The 26,293-nt window shown below is 55.3% G+C and carries 25 protein-coding genes; 18 read left to right on the forward strand and 7 right to left on the reverse strand.

Going from position 1 to position 26,293, the window contains the following annotated elements; all coding sequences use genetic code 11:
• The first annotated feature begins 74 nt into the window (after positions 1–74).
• Complete coding sequence (locus tag AUQ42_RS00090) at positions 75–443, forward strand: helix-turn-helix domain-containing protein (protein WP_068516922.1); 369 nt, start codon at positions 75–77, stop codon at positions 441–443.
• Here the strand turns inward: AUQ42_RS00090 and AUQ42_RS00095 are convergent.
• On the reverse strand, positions 440–931 hold the full coding sequence (locus AUQ42_RS00095; protein ID WP_068516923.1) for an N-acetyltransferase: 492 nt from the start codon (positions 929–931) through the stop codon (positions 440–442). The genes AUQ42_RS00090 and AUQ42_RS00095 overlap by 4 nt on opposite strands.
• 148 nt (positions 932–1,079) lie before the next feature.
• On the opposite strand from AUQ42_RS00095, the gene AUQ42_RS00100 reads away from it, so the two are divergent.
• The 7 genes from AUQ42_RS00100 to AUQ42_RS00130 all read left to right on the forward strand — a co-directional run bounded on the left by AUQ42_RS00100 (position 1,080) and on the right by AUQ42_RS00130 (position 10,635).
• A complete protein-coding gene (locus tag AUQ42_RS00100; RefSeq protein ID WP_068517011.1) occupies positions 1,080–2,036 on the forward strand; it encodes an acetyl-CoA carboxylase carboxyltransferase subunit alpha in 957 nt (318 codons plus the stop codon).
• Positions 2,037–2,195: 159 nt separating this feature from the next.
• Positions 2,196–3,029 carry an ion transporter gene (locus AUQ42_RS00105; RefSeq protein WP_068516924.1) on the forward strand — a complete coding sequence of 278 codons (834 nt, stop codon included), beginning with the start codon at positions 2,196–2,198 and terminating at the stop codon, positions 3,027–3,029.
• A gap of 117 nt (positions 3,030–3,146) precedes the next feature.
• Positions 3,147–3,926, forward strand: coding sequence for an MBL fold metallo-hydrolase (locus tag AUQ42_RS00110; protein ID WP_068516925.1), 780 nt, complete (start codon positions 3,147–3,149; stop codon positions 3,924–3,926).
• Positions 3,927–4,014: 88 nt separating this feature from the next.
• Positions 4,015–7,251: an ABC transporter transmembrane domain-containing protein gene (locus tag AUQ42_RS00115; RefSeq protein ID WP_068516926.1), complete on the forward strand. Its 3,237-nt coding sequence runs from the start codon at positions 4,015–4,017 to the stop codon at positions 7,249–7,251.
• Between the two features lie 30 nt (positions 7,252–7,281).
• Positions 7,282–7,527: a hypothetical protein gene (locus AUQ42_RS00120; RefSeq protein WP_068516927.1), complete on the forward strand. Its 246-nt coding sequence runs from the start codon at positions 7,282–7,284 to the stop codon at positions 7,525–7,527.
• 179 nt (positions 7,528–7,706) lie between these two features.
• Positions 7,707–9,194 (forward strand): NAD-dependent succinate-semialdehyde dehydrogenase, encoded by a 1,488-nt coding sequence (locus AUQ42_RS00125; protein WP_068516928.1) that lies wholly within the window; start codon positions 7,707–7,709, stop codon positions 9,192–9,194.
• A 40-nt stretch (positions 9,195–9,234) separates the two neighbouring features.
• Positions 9,235–10,635, forward strand: coding sequence for an aspartate aminotransferase family protein (locus AUQ42_RS00130; protein ID WP_068516929.1), 1,401 nt, complete (start codon positions 9,235–9,237; stop codon positions 10,633–10,635).
• A gap of 135 nt (positions 10,636–10,770) precedes the next feature.
• On the opposite strand, the gene AUQ42_RS00135 is transcribed toward AUQ42_RS00130, so the two are convergent.
• Together AUQ42_RS00135 and dctP are read right to left on the reverse strand one after the other, a co-directional pair.
• Positions 10,771–11,196: a hypothetical protein gene (locus tag AUQ42_RS00135; RefSeq protein WP_156480791.1), complete on the reverse strand. Its 426-nt coding sequence runs from the start codon at positions 11,194–11,196 to the stop codon at positions 10,771–10,773.
• 332 nt (positions 11,197–11,528) lie between these two features.
• Entirely contained in the window at positions 11,529–12,548 is a 1,020-nt protein-coding gene (dctP, locus tag AUQ42_RS00140) for a TRAP transporter substrate-binding protein DctP (RefSeq protein WP_068516931.1), read from the reverse strand.
• A 219-nt stretch (positions 12,549–12,767) separates the two neighbouring features.
• On the opposite strand from dctP, the gene AUQ42_RS00145 reads away from it, so the two are divergent.
• From AUQ42_RS00145 to AUQ42_RS00190, 10 genes are all read left to right on the forward strand, one after another.
• Complete coding sequence (locus AUQ42_RS00145; RefSeq protein WP_068516932.1) at positions 12,768–14,165, forward strand: PLP-dependent aminotransferase family protein; 1,398 nt, start codon at positions 12,768–12,770, stop codon at positions 14,163–14,165.
• Between the two features lie 156 nt (positions 14,166–14,321).
• Positions 14,322–14,903: a TRAP transporter small permease gene (locus AUQ42_RS00150; protein ID WP_228194436.1), complete on the forward strand. Its 582-nt coding sequence runs from the start codon at positions 14,322–14,324 to the stop codon at positions 14,901–14,903.
• A gap of 13 nt (positions 14,904–14,916) precedes the next feature.
• Positions 14,917–16,200, forward strand: a complete 1,284-nt coding sequence (locus AUQ42_RS00155) for a TRAP transporter large permease (protein ID WP_068516934.1) — start codon at positions 14,917–14,919, stop codon at positions 16,198–16,200.
• Between the two features lie 117 nt (positions 16,201–16,317).
• Positions 16,318–17,103, forward strand: coding sequence for an aspartate/glutamate racemase family protein (locus AUQ42_RS00160; RefSeq protein ID WP_068517012.1), 786 nt, complete (start codon positions 16,318–16,320; stop codon positions 17,101–17,103).
• Between the two features lie 12 nt (positions 17,104–17,115).
• On the forward strand, positions 17,116–18,105 hold the full coding sequence (eutB, locus tag AUQ42_RS00165; protein ID WP_068516935.1) for a hydroxyectoine utilization dehydratase EutB: 990 nt from the start codon (positions 17,116–17,118) through the stop codon (positions 18,103–18,105).
• 5 nt (positions 18,106–18,110) lie between these two features.
• Positions 18,111–19,103 carry a cyclodeaminase gene (locus tag AUQ42_RS00170; protein ID WP_068516936.1) on the forward strand — a complete coding sequence of 331 codons (993 nt, stop codon included), beginning with the start codon at positions 18,111–18,113 and terminating at the stop codon, positions 19,101–19,103.
• 57 nt (positions 19,104–19,160) lie between these two features.
• Positions 19,161–20,342: an ectoine hydrolase DoeA gene (doeA, locus tag AUQ42_RS00175; RefSeq protein WP_068516937.1), complete on the forward strand. Its 1,182-nt coding sequence runs from the start codon at positions 19,161–19,163 to the stop codon at positions 20,340–20,342.
• A gap of 101 nt (positions 20,343–20,443) precedes the next feature.
• Positions 20,444–21,442, forward strand: a complete 999-nt coding sequence (gene doeB, locus AUQ42_RS00180) for a N(2)-acetyl-L-2,4-diaminobutanoate deacetylase DoeB (RefSeq protein ID WP_068516938.1) — start codon at positions 20,444–20,446, stop codon at positions 21,440–21,442.
• 1 nt (position 21,443) lies between these two features.
• Positions 21,444–21,935, forward strand: a complete 492-nt coding sequence (locus AUQ42_RS00185) for an Lrp/AsnC family transcriptional regulator (RefSeq protein ID WP_068516939.1) — start codon at positions 21,444–21,446, stop codon at positions 21,933–21,935.
• 115 nt (positions 21,936–22,050) lie between these two features.
• Entirely contained in the window at positions 22,051–22,488 is a 438-nt protein-coding gene (locus AUQ42_RS00190) for an EamA family transporter (RefSeq protein WP_068516940.1), read from the forward strand.
• A gap of 135 nt (positions 22,489–22,623) precedes the next feature.
• On the opposite strand, the gene AUQ42_RS00195 is transcribed toward AUQ42_RS00190, so the two are convergent.
• The 4 genes from AUQ42_RS00195 to AUQ42_RS00210 are packed head-to-tail and all read right to left on the reverse strand — an operon-like array spanning position 22,624 to position 26,226.
• On the reverse strand, positions 22,624–22,809 hold the full coding sequence (locus AUQ42_RS00195) for a hypothetical protein (RefSeq protein WP_068516941.1): 186 nt from the start codon (positions 22,807–22,809) through the stop codon (positions 22,624–22,626).
• Positions 22,809–24,161 (reverse strand): amidase, encoded by a 1,353-nt coding sequence (locus AUQ42_RS00200; protein WP_068517013.1) that lies wholly within the window; start codon positions 24,159–24,161, stop codon positions 22,809–22,811. Before AUQ42_RS00200 ends, AUQ42_RS00195 begins: the two co-directional genes overlap by 1 nt.
• 13 nt (positions 24,162–24,174) lie before the next feature.
• The gene (locus AUQ42_RS00205) at positions 24,175–25,596 is read right to left on the reverse strand and encodes a TRAP transporter large permease subunit (RefSeq protein WP_068516942.1); all 1,422 of its coding nucleotides are present in this window, start codon (positions 25,594–25,596) and stop codon (positions 24,175–24,177) included.
• A gap of 57 nt (positions 25,597–25,653) precedes the next feature.
• On the reverse strand, positions 25,654–26,226 hold the full coding sequence (locus AUQ42_RS00210) for a TRAP transporter small permease subunit (RefSeq protein ID WP_068517014.1): 573 nt from the start codon (positions 26,224–26,226) through the stop codon (positions 25,654–25,656).
• Positions 26,227–26,293: the final 67 nt, after the last annotated feature.

A 26,293-nucleotide genomic window follows, 5' to 3' on the forward strand; every position in this document is an offset into this window, starting at 1 on the left:
TTGTATACTAATGCGGATTTATGCGGTTTTCGCCAACAGTATGCGCACTATTTCGCCCATGAAGGAGTTTCACGATGACCATCTGTCCGCCCAATCGCAGTCCCGGTTGCCCGGTCGAAGGCGCACTTGATGTCATTGGGGGCAAATGGAAAGGTGTGGTGATGTTCCATCTGCTTGATGGAACAAAACGGTTCAACGAATTGCGCCGCATGATGCCCGGCGTGACCCAGCGCATGCTGACCCGCCAACTCCGCGAGTTGGAGGCCGACGGCCTTGTCCATCGCGAAGTCTATGCAGAAGTTCCCCCGCGGGTCGAATACAGCCTGACGGCCAAGGGCGAAACATTGCGCGACATTATCCTGGCCCTTAAGGCATGGGGTGAAACCCATGTGCCCTATTATGCAGTGTCAAAACAGGGTCTTCCGGAAACACAGACCGCCTAGACCGAAAGACGCCGGGCCATTTTCCAGAATGTCGGGCGATCATATCCGTCGTGAATGCCCTCGCCCGCAATGTCAAATCCGCGGGCGCGAAAGAACGCGATATTGTCGCGCAGTTCCACACGAACATGCAGGCGCATCACCTCCTTGCCGTTCTTTGCCGCGAACGCACAGGCCGCCTCGACCAGTGCACGGCCGATACCCCCGCCCATGATCGCGGGGTCCACCGACAATTTATATAGGTACGCATCCTTGCCGATATCTTCGATCCAGACCTGTCCGACCACGGTGCCGTTTTGATCATGGGCCAGAATCAGGGTATCGCGGGCAAATCGCCACTGAAGCTCGGACACATTCACCGACTTTGCCGAGCTTGGCGGATCGACGATGCCATCCTGAAAGGCGAATGCCGCCAGAAGAATTTCCACAAGCCGATCAAACGGAACTTTTTCAGGTACTTGCGCGACTGTGATCTGGATACTGGACGTCATGGCAACCCGCGTGCAAAATGTCACTGGATGAAGTGCGAACCTTACGCCATAAACGGAAAATATGGATAGCTTATCGGTCAACTCTTGACGTAGCGGGTTGATCAACTATGTTCCGCCCCATTGTTTCCCAGTCGGATATGATGCCCTGATGCATAACTTCCTCGATTTTGAAAAACCGATCGCCGAACTCGAAGGCAAGATCGAAGAGCTCCGTCACCTGACGGGCAATGACGAAGTCAACATCGCAGACGAGGTTGCACGCCTGCAGGACAAGCTGACCAAGTTGCTGCAAAGCACCTATGGCAAGCTGACCCCGTGGCAGAAGACGCAGGTCGCCCGCCACCCGGATCGTCCGCACTTTACCGACTATATCGCAAACCTGTTTGACGATTTCACCCCGCTTGCCGGCGACCGCCAGTTTGGCGAAGACGCTGCAATCATCGGCGGTTTTGGTCGTCTTCAGGGCCGTACCGTAATGGTGATCGGCCATGAAAAAGGCCGCGATACCGAAACCCGTGTGAAACACAATTTCGGCTCGGCCCGTCCGGAAGGGTACCGCAAGGCCATCCGTCTGATGCGTATGGCTGAACGTTTCAACATTCCGGTTGTGACCCTGGTTGATACGGCCGGTGCCTTCCCGGGTGCCGATGCCGAAGCACGCGGCCAGTCCGAAGCCATCGCGCGTTCGATCGAAGCCTGCCTTGATATCAAGGTTCCGCTGGTATCGGTCATCATCGGCGAAGGCGGTTCTGGTGGTGCGATTGCGCTTGCGGTTGCCAACACGGTGCTGATGCTTGAAAACTCGATCTATTCGGTGATTTCGCCAGAAGGCTGTGCCTCCATTCTGTGGCGTTCGGGCGACGAAGCCAAAACCGCGGCCGAGGCCCTTCGCCTTACCGCACAGGATCTTCATCAGCTTGGCGTGATCGACGATATCGTTCCCGAGCCGCTTGGCGGCGCACAGCGCAACGCCAAGGAAGCCTGCAAACGTGTCGGTGATGCGATCATCAAGGCCCTTGAAAGCATGGATGATGTCGAAGGTGGTGTTCTCAAGGCACGCCGTCGCGACAAGTTCCTTGAAATGGGTCGCAAAGGCCTGAACTGATTTTAAATTCAGGGCGCGATACTCATGGTTTGACGTGTCGCGCCCTGTTTTGCTGATCTCCGGCGCAATGTGTCCGTCGGTTACATCCCGGCAAGAACAGGCGCCCATTTTCTCCCCTTTTCGGTGTCATCATACTCATCGAACGGAGCCTAGACCTGAATGGACGCTCTTCGCCGGATCGTAGAATCCAGTCGCTTTAAAAATTTCATCACCATCGTCATTGCTGTGAATGCCGTAATTCTGGGGTTTGAAACCTCTGAAACGGTCATGGCAAAGGCCGGAACGGTTTTACATGTTCTCGACCAGATTGCCGTTGCGATCTTTGTCGTCGAATTGCTGATGAAACTTGCCGTTTATCGGCTGGCCTTTTTCAAGCGCGCCTGGAACGTCTTTGACTTCACCATTGTCGCGATCACGCTGCTTCCGGCCGGACAGGGCATTTCAGTATTGCGGGCATTGCGAATCCTGCGTGCGTTCCGCCTGATTTCGACCGTGCCCTCGATGCGCAAGGTGGTCGAAGCCCTGATGCGTGCCATTCCGGGCATGGTGTCGGTGCTGACATTGCTGTCGCTTGTTTTCTATGTCTCTGCGGTCATGGCAACCAAACTGTTCGGTCAGGGTTTCCCCGACTGGTTTGGCACAATCGGCGCGTCGCTTTATTCGCTGTTCCAGATCATGACGCTCGAAAGCTGGTCGATGGGGATCGTCCGTCCGGTCATGGAGTCTTACCCGCTGGCATGGCTGTTTTTCGTTCCTTTCATCCTTGTCACGACATTTGCGGTGCTCAACCTGTTCATCGCAATTGTGGTTGATGCAATGTCGACCCATGTCGATGTCGAAGAAAACAAAACCCGCGACGAGATCGAATTTGATCATCAGGAAATCATGCAGGAACTCCGCGCGTTACGTCAGGAAATGAGCAAACTTTCCGCCGCCCAATCAGCGGCAAACACCGGCCCGAATTCCGATCAAAACAGATCATCCGACACCTAAAAGACAGGTGGTCAGAGCACCATCGACAAGAAAAATTCAAGCTTTGCTCATAAAAGGGGGTGGTTAAACGCCCCGAACCTCGTCTAATCTTTCGACAAAATATCGGGAGAACGGGGAATGAAGCTTACGTTTGCGGGGACGGGCTCAGCCTTTTGCATGGCAGCCGACAATTTTCAGAGCAACATGGTTCTGGAAACGACCCCGTCGGGTAACGCACAACCGCATCGCCTGTTGATTGACTGTGGTTCAGATGCGCGCCATTCGCTGCGCAATCTTGGCTACATGCCCAACGACTTTGATGCGGTCTATATCAGCCATCTGCATTCGGACCATATTGGTGGTCTGGAATGGATGGCGCTTGCCAACTATTTTGTGTTTGACGGGCATCGCGCCACGCTGTTTGCGGTTCAGGAACTGCTGGAACCATTGTGGGAACATTCCCTGCGGGGCGGCCTTGAAACCAGCGACCATGGCAACAGCCAGTTGTCATCCTATTTCGATGTTGCCCCGCTCAGCATCAAGGACGGCTTTGACTGGCAGGGACTGCATCTTGATGTCATCCCCGCACCGCATATCGTGACCAATGAAACCACCATGTATTCCTATGCCCTGTTCGGGCACGGAAAAAAGCAGTCCTTTTTCCTGACGACAGATGCGATTTTCAATCCCGACGACCATATGTCGCTGTATCAAAAAGCAGATATCATTTTTCAGGATTGTGAACTTGGCCCCAGACATTCCGGCGTCCATGCCCATTACAAAGAACTGGTCACGTTGCCCGACGCGGTAAAAGCCAAGATGTGGCTTTATCACTATCAGGCCTATGACAAACCCGATGCGATTGCAGACGGATTTTGCGGTTTTATCGAGCCAGGACAAAGTTTCGATCTTGGCTGATCGGTATCCTTGCGCATAATCTGCACTGCACCCAATAAAAACGAGCGACAGGAACAAAAAGTTCCAATGCAACAGACGGGACGTGCGAATGCCCAAATCGGTCTTTGCCTATATCTGGCGCCATAGTCGCCTTCAGCAGATCATCCTGACCGTGGTGACGCTGCTTTCATTCCCCTTCCTGTATTATTCGCTCGACCTGCCAAAGCAAATCGTCAACGAAGCCATCGGTGGTGCCGGCGCGCCCTATGATATTCTTGGCGTGCCGCTGAACCAGATTGAATATCTGTTTGCCCTGTCGGCAATTTTCCTGTCGCTTGTGTTTGTGAATGGCGGGTTCAAATATTTCATCAACGTCTATCAGGGCGTGATGGCTGAACGCATGCTCAGACGGATGCGCTATGAGCTGTTTGATCGTGTCCTGCGCTTTCCCCTGCCGCATTTTCGCAAAACCAGTCAGGGTGAAATCGTTTCAATGATCACCGCCGAGGCCGAACCGCTCGGCGGCTTCTTTGGCGAGGCATTCGCCCTTCCGCTTTATCAGGGCGGTATCCTGATCACGATTTCGGCCTTTATCTTTATCCAGGACCCGCTGATGGGTCTTGCGGCGGTCGCCTTTTATCCGTTGCAGGGATATCTGATCCCCAAATTGCAGCGCCGGGTGAACCTGCTTGGCAAACAGCGCGTGCAAAACGTGCGCCGCATGTCCGAGCATATCGGCGAAACCGTTGGTGGTGCGACCGATATTCGCGCCCATGAAACCCAGGGGTTTGAACTTACCCATTTCACCCAGCGTCTGGGCCGGATTTTTGAAATCCGCAAGGAAATCTATTACCGCAAATTCTTTATCAAGTTTCTCAACAACTTCATTGCCCAGATCACGCCGTTCTTTTTCTATTCGATTGGCGGTTATCTGGTTATTACCGGTGATCTCAGCTTCGGGGCGCTGGTCGCGGCCCTTGCCGCCTATAAGGACATGTCAGCACCGTGGAAAGAATTGCTGGCCTATTACCAGCGTCTGGCAGATGCCCATATCAAATATGAACAGCTGCATGAACAGTTCGAACTGCCTGATCTTGCACCCGAACATCAGCTTAGTGCGCCTTTGTCGCCTTCGCTTTCCGGCCCGCTTGATGTCAGTGCCCTGTCCTGGATCGACGAAGACGGCACCCGTGTTGTTGAAAATGTTTCCTTTAACATGGCGCTTCCGGGCAATGCCCTTCTGACCGGTTCCTCCGACAGCGGCAAGTCCCAGCTTGCCCGTCTTTTGGCGCGCATTCTTGATCCGACCAGCGGACGCATCCAGTTCAATGATCTTGATGCAACCGCGTTGCCACCCGCGGTCATTGGCCAGCGTCTGGCCTATGTCGGGGCGGATGCCTATCTGTTTAATGGCAGCATCGCCGATAACCTGTTTTACGGATTGAAGCACCGCCCGGTCATCATTGATCAGGATGCGGAAAACGATAATCCGGACCCTGATAAATCCGACGCCAAAAACGCGCTTGCCCGCACCAGACAGGACGGGAAGCACCAAACAGACGATCCCAAATATCCGCTTCCGAAATTCGTTGAGACCATCGAACTGTCAGATCCGGCCGATCTGCCCTGGAAGCTGACCCGCGAGATGTATGACGAAATCAGGATGTCGGGCAACATCCCCTATGATCCGTCTGCCGAATGGATTGATTATATCGGGCCGGGCTATCAGTCGCTTGATGAATTGCGCAGCGAACTTTTGCGCCTGCTTGAAGTTGTGGGTCTGGATCGGGACATCTACCGGATCGGCCTGTCGCGCCGGATCAATGCCGAAGAACGCCCTGACCTTGTCGAGGCCATCCTTGATGTCCGCCCGCGCCTGAAGGCGATCCTTGAAGAACGGCAATTGTCCGACCTTGTCGAACCCTATGACATCGAAAAATACAATGATAACGCCCCGGTCGGCGTGAACCTGATGTTCGGGTCACCATCGCGTACCGATTTCAAGCGTTATGAATTCCTGTCTCATCCTTACATTCAGGAAAGCCTTCGGGAAAACGGCCTCTATGACAAAATGGTCAAGATGGGTCGTGAAACACTTGATCTGATGATAGAACTGTTTACCGGCTTGCCGCCCGGGCATGAATTTTTCGATCGTTACAGCTTTGTCTCGGCCGATGAGATTGCCGATGTCAAAAACATCCTGAAACGCACAGACGGCGTTGCTGTCGATGACATGCGCGAAGAAGACCAGCTCCGTCTGCTTGACGTTGCCATGCAACTGACCCCGGCCCGCCACCGTTTACGGGTGATTGATGATGATTTCCGTGACCTGATTCTCAAGGCGCGCCCCAAAATTCGCGCCAACCTGCCAGAAGAATTGTCACAACATATCGACTTCTTCGAAGCAGACGGTTACGCCCCGGCTGCCCCGATCATTGACAACCTTCTGTTTGGTCGCTTTGCCTATGGCCGAGCGCACTCAGAAGAACGCGTTGGCGAAGTCCTGTTCGAAATCGCCCATGAAGGCCGCCTTTATGAAGGGCTGGTTGCACTCGGTCTTGAAAGTCAGGTCGGTGTCGGCGGCAGTCGCATGTCACAGAACCTGCGTCAGAAAATCGCCCTTGTCCGCGCCCTGATCAAAAATCCCGATCTTCTGGTTGTCGACGAAGGATTGTCGGCACTTGACCGTGAAACCCGTGAAAGCGTCATCAATTATCTGACCGGGGAAAACGACAATACCAGTCTGGTCTGGGTTGATGGCGATGATCAGGACAATGACAAGTTCGATACATTACTGCATATGTCGAACGGCAAACTGGTCAAACGCCGCAGCCACACCGACGATGACAGCAGCGACACCACCGAAACCGAAGACGATGCCGCCATTCTTGCCGATGGCAATATCGAACAGGAAGTCCGGCTGCTGCGTACCATTCCGCTGTTTGCCGGTCTTGACCCCAGTGTCGTCAAGCTGCTGGCCTTTACCAGCCCGCGCCTGACCTTCAAACATGGCGAGGTCCTTGTCAAACAGGGTGACCCGGGCGATGCCGCCTTTATCGTGATTTCCGGTCGCGGTGAAATCTGGCTGACCACCGAGGAACAACAAACCCTGAAACTGCGCGATGTCCATCCCAAGGAAGTCATCGGCGAAATCGCCCTTCTGGTCGATGCACCGCGTTCGGCAACCATCCGTGCTGTCGAGGACATGACGGTTCTCAAACTCGACAAAACCGAATTCCTTGGCCTTGTCCGACAGGACCAGGCCGTCGCGGTACAGCTGATCCGTGTCCTTGCAGACAGACTGGATCAAACCACCAAACAACTCAGCAGCCGGACAAGCGACTAAATGTGCCCTGAATTGTTGAAATAGCCGACCATGAACAAAGTTGCTTCCATATTTCTTGCTGCCGTGATGGCCATTGTCATGCTTGGCGGGTTTATGGCCCTGCTGGGCGGCAGCATCGTCGGGGCGCTGGTTTTCATCCTTGGCATTCCCTTTGCCTTTCCGATGTCGACCAGTGTGGTTGTTCTGTTCTTTTTGGTGATTATCATCCGTACCGTGATCGAAAAGCGCCGTCAGAAACGCGAAATGCAGAAATACCTGACATCGCCTGACGACTGAAAACCGGGCGTTTTGTGCCAGTGCAGAAAAAACATCCGGATTTGACCATGGCGGACCAAAAAAAACGCATCATTTGGATCCGAGTTCGGAAACCTCCTCTGAGAAACTGCTGATAGCTTCCTTGCAGTTCAACAAACAGGCTCGACCGGAAGTGTCGGCTGGTTCTCAAGGAGGTCAAAATGACGGCACAGTCAAAAGAACAGCGTTGTGTGTCGTTAAGCCAGCTTGCCGATTTGCGGCTGCTGCGCGAACACGCCTATATCGATGGACGCTGGTGCTCGGCCGATAATCTTCAGGTTATCGAAGTCACCAACCCGTTCGACGGAAGTTTTATCGGCACAGTCCCGAATATGGGAATCTTTGAAACCCGCAAGGCCATTGCCGCGGCCCGCGCGGCCTTTCCGGCATGGGCCGGGTTGCTGCCCCAGGAACGTGCATCTGCATTGCGTCGCTGGCATGATCTTCTGATCGAGAACAAGGAAGATCTGGCTTTGCTGATGACCCTTGAACAGGGCAAGCCGATCAACGAAGCGCGTGGCGAAATCGATTACGCGGCAAGCTTTGTCGAATTTTACGCCGAAGAAGCCAAACGCGTGAATGTTGAAAACATCACGTCCCACCTTCCCGGCCGCAATATGAGCGTCAAACGCGAACCGATCGGTGTTACCGCAGCCGTCACACCATGGAACTTCCCGTGCGCAATGATCACGCGCAAGGCCGCTGCCGCATTGGCAGCCGGTTGCACCATGATCGTCCGCCCGGCAACCGAAACGCCGTTTTCCGCCACCGCCCTTGCCGAACTGGCCGAACGGGCCGGGATCCCGGCGGGAGTGTTCAATATCGTTACCGGTGACCCCAACCCGGTGGTGGGTGAGCTGTGCGGCAATCCGCTGGTGCGGGCATTGTCCTTTACCGGTTCGACCGAAGTTGGGCGTTTGTTGCTGTCACAAGGGGCACAGACCATCAAGAAAATGTCGATGGAACTTGGCGGTCATGCCCCGTTCATAGTGTTTGATGATGTTGATGTCGACGCGGCAGTGGCACATGCAATCAATGCCAAATTCGCCACCAGCGGACAGGACTGCCTTGCAGCCAACCGCATCTTTGTCCAGCGCGGCATTTATGATGCGTTCCTCGACAAATATGCCAAGGCGATTGCCGCCCTTCGGGTTGGAAACGGCATCGAGGAACATGTCGAAATCGGACCTTTGATGCATGATCGCGCCATTGCCAAATGCGACCAGCATGTGGCGGATGCCCGCGCCAAAGGTGCACGCGTTCTGACCGGCGGCAAAAAGATGGGTGGCTTGTTCTATGCCCCGACACTTCTGGCCGATGTCACAAGCGATATGCAAATCTATCGCGAAGAAACATTTGGCCCGGTCGCACCGGTCATGGCCTTTGACCATGAAGATGATGTCGTCCAACAGGCCAATGACAGCGAATATGGTCTGGCCGCCTATCTGCTGACCAATGATCATGACCGTGCAGCACGGGTTTCCAACGCCCTGGAATACGGCATGGTCGCGCTTAACTGCGTCAAGATCACCGGCGCCCCCATTCCGTTTGGCGGGATCAAGCAGTCAGGCCTTGGTCGCGAGGGATCGCGTCACGGTCTCGAAGAATTCACCGAACTCAAATATGTCTGCGCCGCCTACAAGGCCTGATGCGCCAGAACGACCACCGCATTCACATGGGAGAAGCAAAATGAATGTCATCAAAAACACCACCGCCGACTTGCAGGAGATGGATCGGGCGCATTTCATGCATCCATCCACCCATATGCGCCAGCACGCCGCCGGGGAAACCCCGAACCGCATCATCAATGGCGGCAAGGGCATCTATATCCATGACACCGAAGGCAAAGAAACCCTTGATGCCTTTGCCGGTCTTTATTGCGTGAATATCGGTTATGGCCGCACCGAAGTCGCCGATGCGATCTATGCCCAGGCCAAGGAACTGGCTTATTATCACACCTATGTCGGACACAGTAACGAGCCGATCATTCGTCTGTCGGACCGTATTGTCAAAAGCGCCCCCGAAGGCATGCAGCGCGTCTATTACGGCATGTCGGGGTCGGATGCGAACGAAACCAACATCAAGCTGATCTGGTACTACAACAATATCCGCGGCCTTCCGCAGAAGAAAAAGATCATCTCACGCTGGCGCGGCTATCATGGTTCCGGGATCATGACCGGCAGCCTGACCGGTCTTGCGGCCTTCCACAATGCGTTTGATCTTCCGCGGGCACCAGTTTTGCACACCACCTGCCCGCACCATTACTGGAATGCCGAAGCCGGCGAAACCGAGGCCGAATTTGCCAAACGTTGTGCCGATGATCTTGAAAAAATGATCCTGCGCGAAGGTCCGGAAACCGTTGCCGCCTTTATCGGCGAACCGGTCATGGGTACGGGCGGCATCATCACCCCGCCAGAAGGTTACTGGGATGCCATTCAGGCGGTTCTGAACAAATATGACGTTCTGCTGGTTGCCGACGAGGTTGTTACCGCCTTTGGTCGTACTGGGTCCTATTTCGGGTCCCAGCATTACGGGATGAAACCCGACCTGATCACGATTGCCAAAGGTGTGTCATCGGGCTATCTGCCGCTTTCGGGTGTGATTATCGGTGAACGCGTCTGGAAGGTCCTGGAACAGGGATCCGATCAGATGGGTCCGATCGGCCATGGCTGGACCTATTCCGCCCATCCGGTATGTGCGGCGGCTGCCAATGCCAACCTTGATATTGTCGATGGTGAAAACCTGACGGGCAATGCGGCCGAGACCGGTGGCTATTTCCAGCATCTGCTGCGTGAAACCTTCAAGGATCATCCGCTGGTGGGCGAAGCCCGCGGTGTTGGCCTGATGGCGGCCCTGGAATTTGTTGCAGACAAAACCAAAAAGGAACGCTTCGATCCGAACGCAAAAATCGGCCCGCGTGTGTCAGCCGCCTGTCTTGAACGCGGCATGATTGCACGCGCAATGCCGCACGGTGACATCCTTGGCTTTGCCCCGCCGCTTTGCATCACCAAGGCAGAAATCGACAAGGTTGTCGATATCGCCAAACAGGCGGTCGATGCCGTTGCCGACGAAGTCGCCGCGGGTAAATAATCCGGCGGAACATAATCCCCGCCGCGTCAAACCTTCTTCCCGACGCGGTGCACGAACAGGGGCCGGGCCCATGACCGGCCCCTGTTTTAATTTTTGTCATTGATGGTCACGGCACCGCTGATCCGGGGATCCGGATTACTGACAAACCGTTTCAAACTTGCCAGACGCCCCTTTTTTTGACGACACAGCGCAACTGCCGGTCACACTGCCGGATGCATTGATGATTTGAAGTTTGATTTCGGCATTGCCGCCATTTTCCGCAGGCCACCAGATCGAACCGGCACTGTCAGAACCCGACAGGTTCAGATAAGGCGCAGCATTGCTGTTGGTCACCCCTGAAACGACAGTGCTGTTTGCGGAATTGCTAAGCGCATCACGCACAGTCACCGCCGCAGAATCAGGCGACTTTTCCGACCATTCAGCCGGCGAGACCGGCACGCCATTGGGGTTGAGGACCTCTGCCTTGGGCGAGGTCACAAATGTTCCAAGCGCCATCAACGCAAACATCAGCACCGGAAAAATAGCATCACGGGCACATTGAAGCAGGTTGAACATATTCACGGCCAGTTCCTTTCACGTCAGTTTCAACACCACAGACCGGTTATCGGAATGGGCACGTATTAGACGCCTGACCCCCGTTATTGTGAGGTTTGCAATAACGTCCGCCCCGCCCGTCAAGCCATCGATCCGGCCATCGATCAAGCACCCGCGCATCGAAAACAGACCGGGCATCCGCGATGCATACGTCATTTGCGGCACAGGTTTGAAATGCACGCCAAGATATCAACCATCAGAAAATACAACTTTTGGTATTAAATCTCAAAATACAAAAAACCCCGCAGCAAAGTGCTGCGGGGTTTTGTCAGATCACCGTTGAAGACGGCGAAACGTTATTACATCTCGGTGCCGAATTCCTTGCGAAGTGAGTCCAGAACTTCTTTGGTGTCACCACCGACTTCCTCGACCAGGCTTGCGCCAATGCCTTTGGAAGCGTCTTTGAACGCTGCGCGCTGTGCATCATCAAGACGAATCACCTGGATGTCCGGCTTGGCTTTCTTGATGCGATCAAGAGCTGCGTCGTTGGCTTTTTTCTGGGCTTCATAGATGAAGTCGTCGAGTTCGGATTTCACCTCTGCCAGCATTGCCTTGCGCTCGTCAGACAGACCTGCATAGAAGTCGGCATTCGAAACCACCGTCGTGGTGTATTGCTGCTGACCGGCATAGATCAGATAGTCGGTAACTTCATAGAACTTGGCACTTTCGATGAAGAAGATCGGGTTAACCTGTGCGTCGATCACGCTGGTCTGAAGGCCCGAATAAACTTCACCCCACGGCAGTGCGACCGGATCGGAACCGAACGATTTATAGGTCTCGATCAGGATCGGCGAGGTCATCACACGGAATTTCACACCATCGAAATCAGCCGGTTTCTTGACTTCTTTCTTGGTGGTCCAGACCATTTCGCCTTCCGGGTACATGGTATAAAGCTTAAGCCCCTTGGACTCGAAATCCTTCGAAAGACCTTCATAGATGGTCGGGCTGCTCGACAGGACCTTTTTGTTCACATCGTTGTCCTGCGACAACAGATACGGAACACCAAAGACCTGGATTTCCGGAACAAAGGTACCAAGGTGACCCGGCGACGCGTTCGAGAACTGAACGGCACCTGCCGCCGTCAATTCGGTAATGTCGTTTTCCGTGCCGAGCTGACCATAGGTGTAAATGGTAACCGTCACATCGCCATTGGTCTTTTCTTCAACAAGGCGTTTGAATTCCTTGGCATAGAGATCCTGAACATCACCCGGGCTTTCCTCGTGGGCGAATTTCCATTCTTCGGCATGGACGGCGGTCCCGGCTACTGCGAACAGGGCGGCAGCAGACAGGGTTGCCTTGAAGAGTTTGTTCAAACTCATATCGAAGTCTCCCTTATTGTTACGCGCAACGACCGAGTTTTGACCCGGATTCAGGGGCGTTTGGTTGGCACATCAATGTCATGAACGCGCAAAGTGTTGAAATGTTCCTGCATCAGGTCAATGCTAGTTTTGTTTCATGACAAAATAACATTGACGTCTACACATTAACCCGCAGCTCATGTTAGGGTTCGACAAAACAACGAGGGTGGAAATCGAACAATGTGGCTGCCAGACATCAATCTCAGCGGCGAAACAGGTCCGAAATACAAGGCACTGGTCGAAGCAATCATCACCGATATCGAGTCGGGCAGATTGCGCCACGACGTTCGCATGCCAACCCATCGCGAACTGGCCTATCGGCTGAAAGTCAGCGTGCAAACCGTCAGTGCGGCCTATAAGGAAGTCGAACGTCAGGGCTATCTCAGATCCGAACGCCGCCGCGGCACCTTTGTCCAGGCGCGCCTGACCGACCGGGCATCGACCTTTATCCTCGACAGTCGGCAACCCGACCTGATCGACCTGTCAATCGTGCGTGCCGCCTATACCGATTTTCACAATGATCTGTCGCGTCAGATCAATACACGCCTGTCCGAAGAACCGCATCACAGCTGGATGGAAAGCTGCCGTCCGGTCGCCGGGTTTGAATATCACCGTGACATCGGCCGCACCTGGCTTGCCGGACATGGTGTTGATGTTGCCATCCCCAATCTTTTGATCACCAATGGCGCAGCACAGGGGGTTTTCACGGCCCTTGCCACCGTTGTTCAGCCCGACGACGTGGTTCTGACCGAAAGTCTGACCGACCACGGGGTCATCGGAACGGCGAGTATCCTGCGCTTTAAACTCGGCGCCCTGCCCACCGATGACGAAGGCATCCTGCCCGATGCCTTTGAACGCGAATGCCGCAACCGGCAGATCCGCGCTCTTGTCGTCACCCCGATTTTCACCAACCCGACCAACTGTCTGATGGGGCTGGAACGGCGCAAGAAGATCGCTGAAATCGCCGAACATTACGGTGTGTATGTCATTGAAGATGACGTTTATCGCCCGCTTCTTGAACAAAACCTGCCGCCGATCACAAGCTTTTTGCCCAAGCTCGGCTTCCATGTTTCAAGCCTGACCAAGATCGTCATGCCGGGCCTGCGCACCGGTTTCCTGACAGTTCCCCAGCACTTGTCGATTCGCGCCAGCAGCGTGTTGCGCGTCACCGGCTGGATGGGGACTCCGATGATGGCAGAGATCGGTGCACGCTGGATTGTCGATGGCACGGTCGAACAGGCCGTCACCGTGCAACGCGCCCTGATGCGCGAACGCCAGGCCCTTGTCGCCGATATTCTGGGCAGTGCGGTCGTGCGCCATCACCCGACATCCCTAAGTGCGTGGGTCCGTATTCCCGCCCATTGGCAGGAAGAATGGTTTGCCTCCGAACTGCGTAAAAACGGCATTGCGGTTACGATTTCCGACCCCTTCATGACCGTAAAGGTCCCCCGCCCCAATGCCATTCGCATCTGCCTTGGCGGGGCACCCGACACCCCGACATTGCATCACGGGCTGATGCAAATCCGCCATACCATGGAACAGATGCCCGGCGTTCATGCCTTCGACGTTATGTATTGATTTTTGTGCCATGACAAAAATCTGATTGAACCGTCACAAAGCGTTTTTATTCTGACCAGACCGGCGCGAAGCGAACGGCAATACTGTGTGGGAGGGAACCATTCACCGCACATCACGTTCTGCAACAATGTCTCGCACGCGCATCAAGGAGGTCGTATGTCAGGTTCAAACGGGGAGACCCCCGCCCCGAGTGGTGGGGTGTTGGGCATTCTGAAACGTCTTGATGACGGGTTATCCGTGATCGAGCGTCAGCTTCTGGGGTGGAGCATCGTGATCATGGCGGTCAATACCGTCGCCAACGTGATCATGCGCCTTGTCTTCAGTTCGAGCATCTTCTTTTCCGAAGAACTCAATCAGTTTCTGATCATTCTTGTCACATTCGTCGGCATCAGCGAGGCCGCCCGCATGGGGCGCCATATTCGCATGTCCGCCTTTACCGACATGCTCGGCCCGACGACCAGCAAGATCATGATGATCATCATCACCACCGGGACGGCCTGCCTTCTGTTTCTTCTGGCCTGGTATTCCGTCGATTATGTGATGTCCCTGATCAAGTCGAACCGCCTGACCCCGGCCTTGCGCATACCGTATTACTTCACCGTCCTCTGGGTTCCGTTCGGTCTGACCGTCACCGGAATCCAGTTCCTGTTTGCCGCTGCAACGAACATCTTCAAACCGGGGACCCATCTGTCCTATCGGGTCGAAGACACGTTCGAAGCCGAAGATCATCACCTGTAAGGAGGACGGAAAAATGGATCTTGGAACCTCAATCCTTCTGGTGATGCTGGTCCTGCTGGTACTCGGCTTCCCGATGATGGTACCGCTGGCAACCGCCAGCGTCGTTGCATTTGCCTTTTATATGCCGATCCCGGAACGCATCCTGATTCAGCAAATGGTCACCGGCATTTCGCCCGTGGCCCTGATCGCGGTGCCGATGTTTATCTTTGCCGCCGATATCGTGACAAAGGGCCATACTGCCAACCGGCTGATTGACCTTGCCATGACATTTGTCGGTCATGTGCGCGGCGGTCTTGCCGTGACCACCGCCCTTGGCTGTACGCTGTTTGGCGCGGTATCGGGCTCGACCCAGGCAACCGTTGTTGCCATGGGGGGACCGTTGCGTCCCAAGATGCTCAAGGCCGGCTACGAAGACAAATTCGCCATGGCCCTGATCATCAATGCCAGTGACATTGCCTTTTTGATCCCGCCATCAATCGGCATGATCGTGTTTGGTGTGGTTGGCAAGGTTTCGATTGGCGAGCTGTTCCTCGCGGGGATTGGCCCGGGCATTCTGATCCTGATCATGTTCTCGCTTTACTGCATGTATTACGCCAAAAAGAACAATATCCCGACCATCCCGCGCATGACCTGGGCGGAACGCGGACGGGCCGTGATCAATGCCGGTCCGGCGATCATGTTCCCGGTTCTGATTGTCGGGGGCATCTATCTGGGTTGGGTCAGCCCGACCGAGGTCGCAGCCGTCGCCGTGGTTTATGCAATCATTCTTGAAGTTCTGATCTTCAAATCGGTCAAATGGTCCGAATTGCTTGAAATTGCGCGCTCCACCGGCCTGATTACCGCGGTTGTGTTTATTCTGGTTGGCGCTGGAACAACATTCTCGTTTGTCATTTCCTTTGCCCAGATCCCGCAGCATGTCATTGGTGCGCTGGGTCTTGAAGGTGCCAATCCCTACATCATTCTGGCCGCCATCTGCATCGCGTTCTTTATCGGTTGCATGTTTGTCGACCCGATTGTCGTCATTCTGGTTCTGACACCGATCTTCATGCCGCTGGTCAATCAGGCCGGTCTTGATCCGGTTCTGGTCGGCACACTGGTCACGCTTCAGGTCGCGATCGGATCGGCAACACCACCATTCGGGTGCGATATCTTTACGGCCATCGCGATCTTCAGGCGACCCTATGCCGAGGTCATTCGCGGGACGCCACCGTTCATTTTCATGCTGCTGCTGGCAGCGGTGATTCTGATTTTCGTGCCGCAGATCGCGTTGTTCCTGCCTGAACTGGCGTTCCGTTAACCGACACCAGTCTGGCAGAAACCGGGCACTGTCCCGGAAACAAATTCGACAGCATGTGAAACCCGGGGCGGTCCCGATCAAAACATAAAGACCGCCCCATCCATGGAGTTCAGGACGATGTCCGTATCCCCAGCGGTCACGCCAGAGCCGGTAGACCTGCCCTATTTTCCTGATCCGGTCGGACCGGCGGGCAAGATCGGGCTGATCACACTGGCGACTGACTTCAACAGCGAGGATGACCTGCGCGGCATCCTGCCAGCCGATATTCGTCTGTTCACCACCCGGATTGAAAATGCCAATCCGGTCACCGTCGAAAACCTGCGTGCGATGGCCGATGACCTGCCGCGCGCGGCGCGCACCTTGCTACCCGGATACGGGGTAGATGTCGCGATATTTGGCTGTACGTCGGGCACGGCTGTCACCGGTTCGGAACGAATTGCATCCCGGATCCATCAGGGGATGCCCGGTGTAAAGGTCACCAACCCGCTTCTTGCCGGTGAATTGGCGCTGCGCGCGGTAAAGGCGCAAAAAATTGCCATCCTGACCCCCTATGTTGCCGACGTTACCCGTTCGGTCGCCGACGGCTTTGCCTCACAGGGTTTCGAGGCCACCCGTCTGATGGGATTTGGCCTTGATAGCGATCAGGACATGACCGCACTGCCCCCTGGCATTCTGCTTGAAGCAGCCCTTAAGGCAGACACACCCGATGCCGATGCAGTTTTCATTTCCTGCACGGCCATTCGATCGGCCGAAATCGCCGCCGAGGCTGAAAAGAAACTCGGCAAGCCGGTGATCACCAGCAATCAGGCCCTGATCTGGCATGCGCTGCATCTACTTGGTTATGACAAACCGGTCACGGGGTTCGGAACCCTGTTTGACCATGCCCCACAACCCGAAGAATAAGTCGAGGTCGCCATGAAAGACCCCATCACATTTGCTGATGTTCTTTCTGCCCGCAAAACCATTGCGGGTCATGTGATCCATACGCCATTGCGTCCCTCTACCGCCCTGTCCGAGCGTGTCGGGAGCCCCGTCTGGCTGAAATGCGAACACCAACAATATACCGGAAGCTTCAAGCTGCGCGGTGCTGCCAACGCTGTCTTGCGCCTCAGCGACGATCAGAAGGCCAAAGGCGTGGTTGGCGTTTCGACCGGCAATTACGGTCGTGCCCTTGCCTATGCCGCGCGCAATGCCGGGGTGCGGTCGGTCATCTGCATGTCCGAACTGGTGCCAAAGAACAAGGTCGACGGCATTCGCGCCCAAGGGGCCGAAGTCCGCATTACCGGACAATCCCAGGATGAAGCCCAGCTTGAAGTCGACCGTCTGGTCAAGGAAGACGGCATGACCATGCTGCCGCCCTTTGATCATGCCGATATCATTGCCGGTCAGGGCACGCTTGGACTTGAAGTCATCGAAGCCCTTCCGGATGTCGATACCCTTCTGGTGCCGTTGTCTGGCGGCGGGCTTCTGGCCGGGGTTGCGCTGGTGGCGAAATCGATCAATCCGGCCATCCGGGTGGTTGGCATTTCGATGGAACGCGGCTGCGCAATGATCACGAGCCTTCAGGAAGGCAAACCTACCGCTGTTCGCGAATTGCCGACATTGGCCGACAGTCTTGGCGGCGGTATTGGCGAAAACAACCAGTACACATTCGATATGTGCGCCGATCTGACCGATGACTTTGTTCTGGTCAACGAAGCCCAGATCGCAGACGGCATTCGTGCGGCCTATCACGATGATCAACAGGTGATCGAAGGATCAGGTGCCGTTGGCATCGCCGCCCTGCGCGCCGGTCTGGTGGATAACCCCGGACGGACGGTTGTCCTGACCACGGGCTGCAACATCGATATGGAATTGCACAAACGCATAGCCGGCGGCGAAGACGTCGACCTGATGGCGGAGTAACCGATATGTCCAAAATCAGAATTCTGACCGAAAGCGATCTTCGCAACGTCATCGATCTTGATCGTGATGCGATCAAATGCGTTGAAGATGCCTTTGACGCACTGGCGACCAAGGATGTGCGCATGCCGCCGATCCTGCGTCTTGATATCGAAGATCATAATGGCGAGGTCGATGTCAAAACCGCCTATGTGCCGGGACTTGACAGCTTCGCCATCAAGATCAGCCCGGGCTTCTTTGACAATCCCAAACTCGGCCTGCCATCGGTTAATGGCATGATGAACCTGTTTTCATCAGAAACCGGCATGCTTGAGGCCGTCCTGCTTGATAACGGCTATCTGACCGATGTGCGAACAGCAGCCGCGGGCGGCGTTGCCGCGAACCATCTTGCGCGAAAGGATGCCAAACATGCCGCCATCTTTGGGGCCGGTGTGCAGGCCCACCTGCAACTCAAGGCACTGACACTGGTGCGTGATATCACCTCTGCCACCATTTGGGCCCGTGACATCGCCAAGGCCGAAGCATGTGCCAAAAAGGCATCGCTTGAACTGGGCATCCCGGTATCGGCCACCGATGATGGCAAGGAGGCCGCATCGACCGCCGATATCATCGTCACCACAACCCCGGCCCGTGAACCGGTCCTGTTGGCCGACTGGGTTGCACCGGGCACCCATGTCACGGCCATGGGATCGGATGCCGAACATAAAAACGAAATTGATCCGGCCCTCATCGGCAGGGCGGATCTTTATGTCTGCGACAGTCAGGCACAGACCAGCATCCTTGGCGAACTTCACCACGCCTTGGCTGCCGGGATTGTTGCCCCTGATGCCGCATTCCCCGAACTCGGTCAGATCATCGCCAAATCGGCAACCGGCAGAACATCTGCCGCGCAGATTACGGTCTGTGACCTGACCGGAACCGGTGTCCAGGACACCGCAATCGCCACCCTCGCCCGTCAACGCTGCGACGCAGCCGGTGCCGGCGTCGAGATCACATCGTAACAACAAAAGGAACATGGGTCAGGAAGCTGAAACCCCGCCTTTATCTGGAGGCCTGCGATGAGCCAGGTTGAATTGAATTTCACGCGCGAGGAATATGCCGAGCGTCTGGAGAAAACCAAAAACGCCATGGTGGAAAGGGGCATCGATCTTTTGATCGTCACCGATCCGTCAAACATGGCCTGGCTGACCGGCTATGACGGCTGGTCCTTTTATGTCCATCAATGTGTGCTTGTCCCGATCGAAGATGATCCGATCTGGTTCGGGCGATCCCAGGATGCCAACGGGGCAAAGCGCACGGTCTATATGACCCATGATCGCATCATCCCCTATGCCGATTACTATGTGCAATCGACGACCCATCACCCGATGGATTACCTGTCCGAGGTCATCGAACATCGCGGCTGGGCAAGTCGCCGTATCGGCGTGGAAATGGATAACTACTATTTCTCGGCCAAGGCGTTCCTTCAACTTCAGACCCATCTGCCCAATGCCAAGTTTTCCGATGCCACCGCACTGGTAAACTGGCAGCGCGCGGTAAAATCCGAGACCGAAATTTTCTATATGCGTCAGGCTGCCCGCATTGTTGAAAACATGCATGAACGCATTTTCGAAATTGTCGAACCGGGCATGCGCAAGAACGAACTGGTTGCCGAAATCTTCCGTACCGGGATTGCCGGGATTGACGGTATTGGCGGCGATTATCCGGCGATCGTGCCGTTGCTGCCATCCGGGCAGGATGCCAGTGCGCCGCATCTGACCTGGGATGAAAAACCCATCCCCGGCGATGCCGGAACCTTTTTCGAGATCGCGGGTTGCTACAAACGCTATCACGCGCCCTTGTCACGCACGATCTTCCTGGGCGATCCGGATCAACGGTTCCTTGATGCCGAAAGTGCACTGATCGAAGGCCTTCAGGCCGGGCTCGAAGCCGCCAAGCCGGGCAACGTTTGCGAAGACATCGCCCTTGCCTTCTTTGGTGTGCTTCAGAAATTCGGCATCGAAAAAGACAGCCGCTGTGGCTATCCGATCGGGCTGTCCTATCCGCCGGACTGGGGCGAACGCACCATGAGCCTGCGCCCCGGCGATCGCACGGTCCTTGAACCGGGCATGACATTCCACTTCATGCCGGGTCTCTGGTTTGATGACTGGGGGATCGAGATCACCGAAAGCATGATGATCACGGAAACCGGCAGCAAAACACTGACCAGCTATCCGCGTCAGCTGTTTGTAAAGAACTAAGCCAAAAGCCGCACCGGGCCGCGCCATCGACATACGATGCGGGGCCCGGTTGCCCGATATCAAAGCCCGTACAAGACGGTCGCAAGACCAAGGACACGACCATGACAAAACCATCCCCCATCAGCCCGACGATCCCCCTTGATCAGGATGGCGTGCATCACGGCTTTTTGAAACTGCCCTATTCGCGCGACGATTCCGCCTGGGGCGCTGTGATGATCCCGATTACCGTTATCCAGAACGGCGATGGCCCGACCGCCCTTTTGACCGGCGGCAACCATGGTGACGAATATGAAGGGCTGGTTTCGCTGTTCAAACTGGCAGGATCACTTCAACCATCCGACATTACCGGTCGCGTCATTATCCTGCCGGCCATGAATTATCCGGCCTTTCGCAATGCATCGCGCACGTCGCCCATTGATGCCGGCAACCTCAATCGCAGTTTCCCGGGCAAACCCGACGGAACCGTGACCCAGAAGATCGCCGACTACGTTTTCCGCCATCTGGTGCCGATGGCCGATATCGTTCTCGATATCCATTCCGGCGGCAAGACGCTTGATTTCATTCCGTTTGCAGCCGCCCACGTCCTACCTGACAAGGAACAGGAAGCCCGGTGTGTTGCCGCGATGAAGGCATTTGGCGCCCCTTATGCCATGATGATGCTTGAACTTGATGCGGTTGGCATGTTTGACACTGTGGTCGAGGAAGCCGGCAAAACCTTTGTCACCACCGAACTCGGTGGGGGTGGTTCGACCACGGCTGAACGAGTGGCGATTGCCGATCGCGGGGTGCGCAATCTTCTTATCCATGCCGGGATCATGACCGGTGATATTGAACCGGCCCCGTCGGGGACCACCATGCTCGATATGCCCGATGACAGCTGCTTTGTCGCATCCGAGGCCACCGGGCTGTTCGAACCCTGTGTCGATCTGGGTGCAATGGTCAAAAAGGGCGATCTGATTGCGCGCATTTATGATGTTGAACGCACCGGCACGCCGCCGCGCGAATATCACGCGGCCCGTGACGGCATTCTGTCATGTCGCCATTTCCCCGGACTTATCAAGACTGGCGACTGCCTGGCAGTGATTGCAAAGGTACTCTGACATGATCAGGCTGGATGAGCTGGATCTGAAAATCCTTAAAACCCTGCAACGCGAAGGGCGCATCACCAAGGTCAAACTGGCCGAGGCGGTGAACCTTTCGCCCAGCCCGTGCTGGGAACGTTTGAAACGCCTTGAAGACCTTGGCGTTATTTCGGGGTATCACGCCCATCTCAACCTTGAAAAGCTGGTCAAACCGACACTGGTGATGACCGAAGTCACCCTGCGTCATCATCAGCATGCCGATTTCGAAATTTTCGAAAAAGCCGTGCAGGACATCCCCGAAATCATTGAATGCTATGCGCTGGGTGGCGGGGTTGATTACATGCTCAAGGTGCTTTGTCATGATGTTGATGCCTATCAACGTCTGATCGACCGGTTGCTGGTGTCCGATATCGGGATTGACCGGTATTTCACCTATATCGTGACCAAAAAGGTCAAAACCACCGCCATCATCCCGGTCGAAAATCTGGTCGAGCCCCCCGAACGGCGATAAGTGCGTGGATATTCCTGGTTATGGGCGTTTGAAACGTCTTAACAGTCAGGGATTATGATATGCGGGCAATCCCCAACCGGATTGCCCGCATACACGCATTTGGCAGGATAAACCGATGAAAGAAGTAATCGACAGCTGGCAACTCTGGGCCGGGCTTGCGGCCTGTTTTGCCGCATTAACAGCAATCTTTGCCAAGGTCGGGGTCGCCAATATCAATTCCGATTTCGCAACCTTCGTCCGTACCATCATCATATTGATCATGGTTTGGGTGATCATGCTGACCAAGGGGGCCTGGGAAAATCCGGCCACCATATCGGCGAAAACCTGGTATTTCCTGATCCTGTCGGGACTGGCAACCGGTGCATCCTGGCTATGTTATTTCCGCGCTCTTAAAATCGGTGAAGCCGCCAAGGTGGCCCCGATTGACAAGCTCAGCGTCGTGCTGGTTGCGGTGTTTGGCGCGATCTTCCTGGGTGAAAAACTGACCATGGTCAGTTGGCTGGGGGTCGCCATGATCGGAAGTGGTGCCGCCCTGATCGCCTGGCGGGGATAGCGTCCCAGCCCCAAACCAAAAAGCTCCAACCACAAAGCCCTATCGACAAAAAGAGAGGCAGGAACATCTCCCTGCCTCGTCAGTTTGCTCACATCTATCTGTGATCTTCAGGGTGTTGGTATTCCCCTGAACAAATCAGTGTTTGTCTTCGGAATGGCCCATGGCGACACGCCAGATGTCCCAACCGGCAAGCCCGATACAGATCGAAACCATGATGGCAAGATCCCAGCGCGGCACATAGGCCACCAGAATGCCGACAAACCCGACCAGAATGACAAACGCCAACAGCGCCATGACACGATTTAAAAGACCGCTTTGCATTACGCGTCCTCCTGATTTTTGAGGAATTTTTTCAACCAGTTTGCCGTGCGCATCAAACGCGCATCATCGCCAACCCGGCCAACAAGCTGAATGCCCATCGGCATGCCGTTCTGTGACCATAACAGCGGAATGGTAACCGCCGGGGTGCCACAAAACGTCCAGAGCCCGTTAAAGATCGGATTACCGGTTGTCTGAAGATTTTTCGGTGCCGGTCCTGTTGCCGCCGGCGTGATGATCACGTCACACCGGTTAAAGACTTCCTCAAGCCCGGCATTAAGCACCGTGCGCCAGTCAAGTGCCGCAAGATAATCGCGCGCCTTGATGTCATTGCCCTTGTCGATCGCCTCAAGAATTTCGGGGGACAATTGCGCACGACCGCGCTTTTCATAATCGTAGTAATCCTTGGCCATTTCGGCAAAGTTGATGCGTGCGCGCAACGCATTGGCATCATCAAACGCCTTTGGCAGCGAGGCCTCGAAACATTGATCCCCCAGCATCCCGGTGATTTCCTGAAATGCCATGACGGTTTCTTCGTCTGCAACTTCTTCAAATTGCGGCGGACGAACAAACGCAAACATCGGGGTCACCAGCGGATCGCTTTTTGCGATTTCAAGCAATCTTGGCGCCGGGCTTGGCGTCGTTGCAGGATCCTTTGGATCATAACCAAACAGGCTTTCGGCCACCAGCGCCGCACCATTGACCGAATTGGAAAACACCCCAATCGTATCAAGGGTCGGGCTTTGGCTTAGAACGCCGGTCCGGGCAATGGCCCCGAAGGTCGGCTTGAACCCGACGACACCGCAAAACGATGCCGGACGGATCACCGATCCCCCGGTTTGGGTTCCCACGGCAAGTGGCACCATGGCTGCGGCAACTGCGGCGGCCGACCCGGCAGATGACCCGCCCGGGGTATGTTCCGGGTTATGGGGGTTGCGGGTTTTTGACGGATGCATAAAGGCAAGTTCGGTCGAAACCGTCTTGCCCATAATGATCGCACCGGCAGCCTTAAGGCGCGAAACCAGCACGGCATCTTCTTCGGGCACGCGTCCCTCATCAAGAACCGTGCCGTTTGACGTCGGGATTTTAGCCGTATCAATCACATCCTTGAGACCGACCGGAAGCCCGTGCAACGGTCCGATCGGTGCACCGGATTGCCGCCGGATATCAAGCGCCCGCGCCTGGGCAAGGGCATGATCCCCATCCAGCCACGCCCAGGCCTGAACCTGGGGTTCGACCTCGGCGATGCGGGCAAGACAGGCCTCGACATATTCGACTGCACGGACCGCCCCGCTGGCAAGGCGGTCGCGCAGTTCAATAACATCAAGTGTCAGTAACGGGTTGATTTCAGTCATCTGAATACCCCCGTTACCGTGCGCCATAGAACAGGTCAGGCAGATGGAACACGATCTGCGGGAACGCGTACATCAGAACCATGCTGACAATAACCATGAACAGGAACGGCATGATGCCCTTGAAGATATCGGTCAACAGGATGCCGCTTGGCGCAACCCCCTTCAGATAATAGGCCGACATCGCCATTGGCGGGGTCAGGAAGGAGGTCTGAAGGTTCAGGGCAACAAGAATACCAAAGAACAGCGGATCGATATCAAACAGCGGCAGCAGCGGCAGGAAGATCGGCACGAAGATGATGATGATCTCCGACCATTCCAGCGGCCAGCCAAGCAGGAAGATGATCAGCTGTGCCAGCAGCAGGAACTGAAGCGGGGTCAGGTCCAGTCCACCGACAAATTCCGCAATCACATGTTCGCCGCCAAGATAGGAGAACACAGACGAGAAAGTGTAGGAGCCGACAAACAGCCAGCACACCATCGCCGATGTCCGCACCGTCAGATAAACCGACTCACGCAGGCGATCAAAGGTCAGCGCACGATAAGCCGCAGCAAGGATCATCCCGCCAAGTGCACCGATCGATGCTGCTTCGGTCGGGGTTGCCAGACCAAACAGGATCGAGCCCAGAACCGCCAGAATAAGAAACGCCAGCGGGAAGAACGATGTCGCCAGCATCCACAGAACCTGCGGCAACGGAACTTCCGGGATTTCGTCGCTGGTCGGACGCGGTGCGGCTTTGGGCTGCAACATTGCACGGCCCATCACATAAAGCAGATACAAACCGACAAGGGTCAGACCCGGCAACAGCGCACCGGCATAAAGGCGCACGATCGACACACCCGATGCGGCGGCATAAACAATCAGCATGATCGAAGGCGGGATCAGAATGCCAAGCGTACCACCGGCACAAATAATGCCCGCAGCAAAGCTTTTGTCATAGCGTGCCTTGAGCATCGCAGGCAGTGCCAGCATCCCCATCAGGGTCACAACCGCACCGACAATACCGGTGGCCGTTGCAAACAATGCACAGGTGATCAGGGCTGCAACACCGAGTGATCCGGGGATATTGCGGGCCGCGATATTCAGGGTCGAGAACAACCGGTTGACGATATTGGCGCGCTCAACGATATAGCCCATGAACAGGAACAGCGGTACTGCGGTCAGCACCTCGTTGGACATCACCGTGTATGTCTGGTTGATAAATAAGTCGAATATTCGGTTGTTAAACGCCCCTTCAAACCACGTTATCGCGGATGTAAGGGTATCGCTGTCTTCGGCAAGCCGGTTAAAGGCCCGCCACATACGACCGGCATCAAAATAGGCGTAGTAGCCAAATCCGATCCCCAGCGCCATCAGGGTAAAGGCAACCGGGAAACCCAGAAATACCAGTATAATAAAGATGCCCAACATCATAAGGGCGACATGTGCGTCAATCACTTTGGAAGCTCCGTTCGGGGGCGTGTCTTGCGCGTGTATGACAAAGGCTGATCATCATCAGTCTTCTTTGGTCACACGCTGTTTGATCAGCAGTTCTTCGGTTTCTTCAACATCATCCTCTGCATTGCGCCAGTACCCTTCACGGATACACAGAATGCAGCGCATCACCTGTGCGATGCCCTGAATGAAAAGAAGAATTCCGGCCGCGACCATCACCGCCTTGAATTGGAAAATCGGAACACCCGCCGGGCTGTTCACACTGACTTCGCCATATCCCCACGACCGGATGGCATATTTGCTGCCAACCAGAATGAGCGCCGTCACCCCGGGGAAGAAGAAGAAGATATAAAGTACCAGGTCGACCATGGCCTGTGTTTTGGGTTTCCAGAGACGATACAGGAAATCCCCACGGACATGTCCGCCGCGTGACAGAGTATAAGCCCCACCCATCATAAAGAGCGTGCCATACATGATGAATGAAACATCAAGTGACCAGGTCGTCGGCGCGTTAAAAATATATCGCGCAGCGACCTCATAGCTCATGCCCAGTGTCATCAAAATGATCAGCCAGCCAAAAGCCTTGCCAAACCAGCCCGAAAGCTTGTCCGCGAATTCAATAAATCCAATCATGAAACCCTGTCCGTTAGCATTGACCGCCCCGCCTGATGCACGGGCACCAGACGGGGCAGTCAGATTC

It is taken from the genome of Thalassospira sp. MCCC 1A02491, from assembly GCF_001613785.1.
Lineage (GTDB): Bacteria > Pseudomonadota > Alphaproteobacteria > Rhodospirillales > Thalassospiraceae > Thalassospira > Thalassospira povalilytica.

Bases quoted from the DNA above. Each gene is read 5' to 3' on its own strand.
- AUQ42_RS00160 (WP_068517012.1), top strand. From the start codon at position 16,318: ATGTCCGTATCCCCAGCGGTCACGCCAGAGCCGGTAGACCTGCCCTAT.
- AUQ42_RS00155 (WP_068516934.1), top strand. From the start codon at position 14,917: ATGGATCTTGGAACCTCAATCCTTCTGGTGATGCTGGTCCTGCTGGTA.
- AUQ42_RS00145 (WP_068516932.1), top strand. From the start codon at position 12,768: ATGTGGCTGCCAGACATCAATCTCAGCGGCGAAACAGGTCCGAAATAC.
- AUQ42_RS00130 (WP_068516929.1), top strand. From the start codon at position 9,235: ATGAATGTCATCAAAAACACCACCGCCGACTTGCAGGAGATGGATCGG.
- AUQ42_RS00170 (WP_068516936.1), top strand. From the start codon at position 18,111: ATGTCCAAAATCAGAATTCTGACCGAAAGCGATCTTCGCAACGTCATC.
- doeB (WP_068516938.1), top strand. From the start codon at position 20,444: ATGACAAAACCATCCCCCATCAGCCCGACGATCCCCCTTGATCAGGAT.
- AUQ42_RS00100 (WP_068517011.1), top strand. From the start codon at position 1,080: ATGCATAACTTCCTCGATTTTGAAAAACCGATCGCCGAACTCGAAGGC.
- AUQ42_RS00115 (WP_068516926.1), top strand. From the start codon at position 4,015: ATGCCCAAATCGGTCTTTGCCTATATCTGGCGCCATAGTCGCCTTCAG.
- AUQ42_RS00210 (WP_068517014.1), bottom strand. From the start codon at position 26,226: ATGATTGGATTTATTGAATTCGCGGACAAGCTTTCGGGCTGGTTTGGC.
- dctP (WP_068516931.1), bottom strand. From the start codon at position 12,548: ATGAGTTTGAACAAACTCTTCAAGGCAACCCTGTCTGCTGCCGCCCTG.
- eutB (WP_068516935.1), top strand. From the start codon at position 17,116: ATGAAAGACCCCATCACATTTGCTGATGTTCTTTCTGCCCGCAAAACC.
- AUQ42_RS00185 (WP_068516939.1), top strand. From the start codon at position 21,444: ATGATCAGGCTGGATGAGCTGGATCTGAAAATCCTTAAAACCCTGCAA.
- AUQ42_RS00200 (WP_068517013.1), bottom strand. From the start codon at position 24,161: ATGACTGAAATCAACCCGTTACTGACACTTGATGTTATTGAACTGCGC.
- AUQ42_RS00095 (WP_068516923.1), bottom strand. From the start codon at position 931: ATGACGTCCAGTATCCAGATCACAGTCGCGCAAGTACCTGAAAAAGTT.
- AUQ42_RS00110 (WP_068516925.1), top strand. From the start codon at position 3,147: ATGAAGCTTACGTTTGCGGGGACGGGCTCAGCCTTTTGCATGGCAGCC.
- AUQ42_RS00105 (WP_068516924.1), top strand. From the start codon at position 2,196: ATGGACGCTCTTCGCCGGATCGTAGAATCCAGTCGCTTTAAAAATTTC.
- AUQ42_RS00125 (WP_068516928.1), top strand. From the start codon at position 7,707: ATGACGGCACAGTCAAAAGAACAGCGTTGTGTGTCGTTAAGCCAGCTT.
- AUQ42_RS00190 (WP_068516940.1), top strand. From the start codon at position 22,051: ATGAAAGAAGTAATCGACAGCTGGCAACTCTGGGCCGGGCTTGCGGCC.
- doeA (WP_068516937.1), top strand. From the start codon at position 19,161: ATGAGCCAGGTTGAATTGAATTTCACGCGCGAGGAATATGCCGAGCGT.
- AUQ42_RS00150 (WP_228194436.1), top strand. From the start codon at position 14,322: ATGTCAGGTTCAAACGGGGAGACCCCCGCCCCGAGTGGTGGGGTGTTG.
- AUQ42_RS00090 (WP_068516922.1), top strand. From the start codon at position 75: ATGACCATCTGTCCGCCCAATCGCAGTCCCGGTTGCCCGGTCGAAGGC.
- AUQ42_RS00120 (WP_068516927.1), top strand. From the start codon at position 7,282: ATGAACAAAGTTGCTTCCATATTTCTTGCTGCCGTGATGGCCATTGTC.
- AUQ42_RS00195 (WP_068516941.1), bottom strand. From the start codon at position 22,809: ATGCAAAGCGGTCTTTTAAATCGTGTCATGGCGCTGTTGGCGTTTGTC.